General features: G+C 36.7%; 2 protein-coding genes, 1 tRNA gene and 1 other annotated feature. All 3 genes read left to right on the top strand.

Going from position 1 to position 5743, the window contains the following annotated elements; all coding sequences use genetic code 11:
* The first annotated feature begins 285 nt into the window (after positions 1-285).
* The 3 genes from GSA01S_RS09110 to GSA01S_RS09120 all read left to right on the top strand — a co-directional run bounded on the left by GSA01S_RS09110 (position 286) and on the right by GSA01S_RS09120 (position 5494).
* Positions 286-358 (top strand) — tRNA-Val (locus GSA01S_RS09110).
* A gap of 327 nt (positions 359-685) precedes the next feature.
* Positions 686-909 (top strand) — a binding site (T-box leader).
* A 48-nt stretch (positions 910-957) separates the two neighbouring features.
* On the top strand, positions 958-2232 hold the full coding sequence (serS, locus tag GSA01S_RS09115; protein ID WP_066126830.1) for a serine--tRNA ligase: 1275 nt from the start codon (positions 958-960) through the stop codon (positions 2230-2232).
* A gap of 271 nt (positions 2233-2503) precedes the next feature.
* Positions 2504-5494 (top strand): SEC10/PgrA surface exclusion domain-containing protein, encoded by a 2991-nt coding sequence (locus GSA01S_RS09120; protein ID WP_066126831.1) that lies wholly within the window; start codon positions 2504-2506, stop codon positions 5492-5494.
* Positions 5495-5743 lie beyond the last annotated feature (249 nt).

Below are 5743 nucleotides of genomic sequence, written 5' to 3' on the forward strand. Positions count from 1 at the left end.
GGATGCGACGAAACGGCTCTACAATTGTGTAACGAAAACGAGTCTTTAATTAAGCGATTGAAGCGACTTTTTTATTGTGCGAGTGAGGCGAGTCTTTAATGCTGCAACGGAAACAACTCTTTTATTAAGCGAGTCTTTAATGCTGCAACGGAAACAACTCTTTTATTAAGCGAGTCTATCATGATGAGATAGAGCAGAAGAATTGAAAATCAACTGGTTTTCTACTCCTTACCCACTCGTATGTTATTGTCCTTCTCGTCGCAATATGGTATGATAGCAGTAGTTGGTTCCTTAGCTCAGCTGGGAGAGCACTACCTCGACAAGGTAGGGGTCGCTGGTTCGAACCCAGTAGGGACCATTTTTTATTTTTTTAGGTTTGCATAAGTTTCAAAAACATTGATAATATAGCATTCTTTACTAGAATATATAATTTTGAATTTTAAAAGTGCCTTGGTTTTCCTGGACACTTTTTAGGACACATTACCCCCCTATAGACTAATGGAATGGACTAGCTAAAATGCTAGTTTTTTTATTACTTACCAAATAAATCCCAATGTCATTAAACCAATATCGAATACCGATTTCGCATAATTCCGTAAATATGGTGAAGCCACACACCATAAGCCAACCAAACACCTACATACAAAATGAACCGGAACTTGACTTTCATTAGTAGATGATTATAATTAAAGTAACAGATTCGAGTAGTAACTAAGGTATTTGTCTAGAGACGTGATGGTAGGTGCAAATCACGCAAATTAATTAGTGAATCCACGAATCGATATGCCTATGAAAACAATTTATTGAGTAAGTAGTGCCGGTAATCCCGTTAACGATTTGATTTGAGAGCAAGTATGATTATCATATTTGAAATCGGGTGGTACCGCGAACAGAGCCTTCGTCCCAGATAGTGGATAAGGCTCTGTATTTTTTTATACCTAAAGAGGAGGAAGCGATATGTTAGATCGTAAAGTATTAAGAGATAAGTTTGAAGAAGTAGCAGCTAAACTTGCTACCCGTGGTGTAGCTCATGAGACTTTGGATGAGTATCGTGAATTAGATATTCAACGCCGTGAATTATTAGTAGAAGTAGAACATTTAAAGCAAACGCGTAATGCTGTATCAGGCGAAATTGCCCAATTGAAACGCAATAAAGAAAATGCTGATGGAAAAATTGCTAAAATGAAAACATTAGGAGAAATCATTAAAGAAAAAGATGAAACTTTAACGGCTATTGATGAAAAGTTAGAGTATATTGAACATCGATTACCAAACATTCCTCATGACAGTGTACCTGTTGGGGAAGATGAAGAAGATAATGTGGAAATTCGTCGTTGGGGTGAACCTACCCAATTTGATTTTGAACCATTGAATCATTGGGATATTGCGGAAAAACTTGGTATCTTAGATTTTGAACGTGCCGCAAAAGTAACCGGTAGCCGCTTTGTTTTCTATAAAGGATTAGGTGCTCGTTTAGAACGTGCAGTCTATAATTTTATGTTAGATACTCATACTGAAAAAAATGGTTATACTGAAATGATTCCGCCTTATATGGTCAATGATCAATCAATGTTTGGAACTGGCCAATATCCTAAATTTGTTGAAGATACATTCCAATTAACTGATGAGCGTGGTTTTACTTTAATTCCAACAGCTGAAGTGCCATTAACGAACTATGTTGCGAATGAAATTTTATCGGAAGACCAATTACCAATGAAAATGACAGCCATGTCACCTTCTTTCCGTTCTGAAGCGGGTAGTGCGGGTCGTGATACTCGTGGTTTAATTCGTCTACACCAATTTCATAAAGTAGAGCTTGTTAAAATTGCTCATCCTGACCATTCTTATGAAGAATTAGAGGCCATGACTGCCAATGCAGAAGGTATTTTACAAGCGTTGAATATTCCGTACCGTGTGTTAACTTTATCAACTGGCGACATGGGCTTTTCAGCAGCGAAAACTTATGATATTGAAGCGTGGATTCCAGGACAAGATACTTACCGTGAGATTAGTTCATGTTCAAACTGTGAGGCTTTCCAAGCGAGACGTGCTAAAATTCGTTTCCGCGATTCAGAAGATCATGTAGTATTAGCTCATACTTTAAATGGATCTGGCTTAGCTGTTGGACGTACAGTGGTAGCTATTTTAGAAAATTACCAACAAGCAGACGGTAGTGTGAAAATTCCAGAGGTGCTTGTTCCATATATGGGCGGGGTTACTGAAATTAGATAAAAATGTAATAAAACAAGCCTTTGTATCAATGTTTTACAGAAGCTTGTTTTTATTATTGGTCTTAATTTGGTCTTAAAAGATTATTCTTCTCTATCAATTATGGGTATTAACTAGCTTCAATCGCTTGTTACCAAATTGATAGAGTTTTTATTTGTGATAATTTTGATTGGAATGTAAATTATTTAAAAAAGGTTAAATTTTAAATTTTTCATTTGTAATATACCATAGATGATTTATAATAGGCTTATAAGATAGTGTGGGAGGGTTTGCAATGAATCGAGGACTGAAGCTTTTAAGGAAAGTCAAAGGCGCATGGGTTGCAGTGGCAATGATATCTGGGTTTGTGGGAGCCGGCCAAATTGTATCAGCCGAAGAAACTGTATCAGAACCAACTGCAGTGTTAGAAGAAAACAATATTGATGAAGATCTACGAGAATCGGTTGAAGCCGAAGTTATCGTTCAATCAGAGATAGGCGTGATTGAAGCTGAAGTAGCGGAGACAACCGAATCAGTAGTTGAAGACACTAACGAAGCACCAGCTGAAGAGGCGACCGAAGCTTCAATAGAAGACACAACTGAACCCGTAGAAGAGGAAATACCTGAAGTACCACCAGCTGAAGAGACGACCGAATCAGTAGTTGAAGACACGACCGAAGCACCAGTTGAAGAAACGACTGAAGCACCAGGAAAGGACGTGACCGAAGAAACAGTAGAGGAAACGTCCGAATCAACAACTGAAAACACAACCGAAGAAACAATCGAAGAGCAGATTGCTGACTTAGATGAAAAAATCAAAGAAAAAGAAGCGGAATGTCAGGCATGTGAAATTCAAATGGTTGAATTGAAAGATGAGATTACAATAAAGGAACGTGAAATCGCAGAACTTGAAGCTGCCATTAAACAAGTTGAAGAACAACAAGTAATCGATGAAGCACACCTGACTGAATTAAAAGAACGTTTAGCCAATGTTGAACAAATTCGTGCTGAACTAGTTGCGAAGCAATCAGAATTGACTACTGAAATGGCAAAGACAGCATCCGATTTAGATGCGAAAAAAGAAGAACGGGCTCTATCGGAAGAACAAAGAAAACAAGCTGAGGCAGATAAAGAAAAAACGACAAAAAAATTAGTGGCCGCTAATAAGGAGTTAACTGATAAACAAGTTGCTTTAGATCGTTTAACCAGTGAAGGTATCGCTGCTGAAATTAAAGCTTTAGAAACTGAAAAAGCAAAATTAGGTCAAGAGATTGAATCCCTTAGCCAACAAATTGCCGACTTACGAGCTCGAAGTGAAATGAATGCTGATACAGCCGCGATGGATGAGCGTATTAAGGAGTTAACGGTAGCGTTGGATGAATGGAAACGTGTCGCCGATGCACTACAAGCACAAAAGGACCAACTATTAGCACAAAAATCAGATTTGGATGATAAAATTAATCAATACCGGGAATTATTAGGCACTCCACCATTAGTAGGCGAAAATCGTATTTTAATACCCGCTGAATTTACGATGGAAAATATTTACAAATTATATACTGGTGAAATGATTGGAGCTGAATTTGATGTGATTACCAAACCATATTCACAATTAGAAGGTTCTAAAAATGAATTTGTGATGAATCCAGGTGATAAAGAACGTATTGTTCCAGATATTAATCATGTTAGCGAACAATTAATTCAAGAATTAACCTTCTATTCATTGGACATCATTAACCAAATTCGTCAAGCCGTTGGTGCTTCACCTTTAGTAGCCAATCATAGTACCATTAAATTTGCCGATGATATTGCCAAACGTTATGTTAATGACGCCTATACATTTGCACAAAGTCGTCAAGATATTGAGAATGGAATTAGTGCTGCTGGACATTATGATAAGGCCATTTCTGAAGAAGCTGGTAATAATGGTTTAGATGATACTTATGGCAACTTTTATGAGAATCTAGGCTGGGGTTACATGGAATATGAAGGTCAACATACAGAGACCGGCGGTGGCGAATTGACGGAAGATGGCTATGTGAATGTTCCAGTGTCAAATATTAAGCGTGCCATTTATTCAAGTATTTTAAATATGTTTTTTAACGATGGTGGCGAACCGAATTATGGTCATTTATATTCATTGATTGGATTAAATGAGTATCTAACATATAAAGACTTCGAAGCCGTAAATGGTCATTATAAAGAGAGTGAACCTGAATGGTACAACGAACAATTAGCTATGATTGCCAATAATGCAAAAGGGCACTTTGGTTTCTCCATGGGAAATGTTAAAGAAGATGACTACTATCAAACGCGTCATCACTTTATTACTGTAACCAAACCACAAGTTAGAGATGAAAATCTATTTGATCTTAATGCTGACTTCACATTAGATTCTGTTACTCAACAAAACGAAGAAGTTGAACAGCTTTTAAATGAAACTTTAGCTCAATTTGAGAAAGTAAATATGGAGCTTTCACAAAATGAAAATAACATTCAAGCCAATAATGCTCATGGAGCTGAAGTAAAAGCTGAGCAAGATGCTTTAGCTGAAGAAAAGACGCAAAAGGAAGAACTGGCAGCAACACAATCAGTGCAAGCGGATCAACTGGTAACAACTCAAACGACAAAAGAAGAACGATTGGTAGAAGTAAATACTTTGTTAGAGTCATTATCAGAAGAAAATGCTAACCTAGCACAAGCGATTGCAAAGGCACAAGAAGTATTAGAAAAGGCAAAAAGTAATAAAGAGTTACAAGAGTCTAATTTAATAGCAATCAATGATTTTATTGAGCATATAAATACTAAAATAGCTGATTTAACCACAACAATTAAAGAATTAGAAGCATCATATACTTTAATTACGACTCAATTAGCTGATGTTGATACAGAAATCAAGGCTTTGGCTGATTTACCTGCATTAATCGAACAACAACAACAAACGTTACAGGCTCATGCATTTCATTTAGCTGCATTATCAAAACAATTGAATGACAAAGAAGCTGAACTCGCTCCATTAAAAGAGGAATTAACAGCTTTAGAAAAAAATTGTGAAGAACTAGCGGATAATTTAGCTGAATTGAAAGAAAAACGTAAACAATTAGTGGCTTCAATAAAATCTAAAGAAACTGACAAAGAGCAAAAAGGAACTCAAACATCTGTTAAGAAGAGTGCTGTCTTACCTGAAACAGGGGAAAAAGACCATAATGTTTTACCGGCAGTTACTATTTTATTAACAACAGGATTAGGTTTCATTACCTTATCTAAACGTAAAGAAGACGCATAATATAAAAAAACGATTGGCCGAGGGTCAATCGTTTTTTATAGTTAGGGATAAATTGCAGTCATTCCTGACATTCTTTCTTGTAGGCGAAAGGACGCCACTATCACGATAATTGATTTTATTTCTTTGAGAAGCTCTTTCTTGTAGGTTAAAAGACGCCACACCATTTTTGGTGAGTATAATTGCCACTACTGAATAACAAGAAAAATAGAGGCTGGGCAAAAACTTTTAAAATTCTGTTCAGGCATATCT

The organism is Globicatella sanguinis NBRC 15551 (assembly GCF_001552295.1).
Taxonomy (GTDB): domain Bacteria; phylum Bacillota; class Bacilli; order Lactobacillales; family Aerococcaceae; genus Globicatella; species Globicatella sanguinis.